1 rRNA gene is annotated in these 425 nt (G+C 53.2%); it reads right to left on the reverse strand.

The window, feature by feature from the left end:
- Positions 1-178 precede the first annotated feature (178 nt).
- A 23S ribosomal RNA gene (locus tag FFY45_RS21810) occupies positions 179-425 on the reverse strand; the annotation flags it as partial.

The following is a 425-nucleotide window of genomic DNA, read 5'->3' on the forward strand; positions in this document are numbered from 1 at the left end:
CACCAGGGAGACGGTTGGAGCGTCGCCAGTTGGAGCTTCCTCAAACGTGCGCACAAGGATGTGCAAGCGTTTGCGTGTGGAAGCACCTACGGCGCTCGTCTCGCATAGTTAACTTGTGACGTAGCTTGCGTTTGCGGATCTACCAACGTTCGTTGGGACCAAGGCAACTTGAGGTTATATGGTCAAGCCGCACGGATCATTAGTATCAGTTAGCTCAATACATTGCTGTACTTACACACCTGACCTATCAACCACATAGTCTATATGGTTCCTTTAGGGGGCTTGTGCCCCGGGAAGTCTCATCTTGAGGTGCGCTTCCCGCTTAGATGCTTTCAGCGGTTATCGCTTCCGAACATAGCTACCCGGCAATGCCACTGGCGTGACAACCGGAACACCAGAGGTTCGTCCACTCCGGTCCTCTCGTA

Origin of the sequence: Xanthomonas hortorum (genome assembly GCF_011305375.1) — a bacterium.
Classification (GTDB): Bacteria; Pseudomonadota; Gammaproteobacteria; order Xanthomonadales; family Xanthomonadaceae; genus Xanthomonas; species Xanthomonas hortorum_E.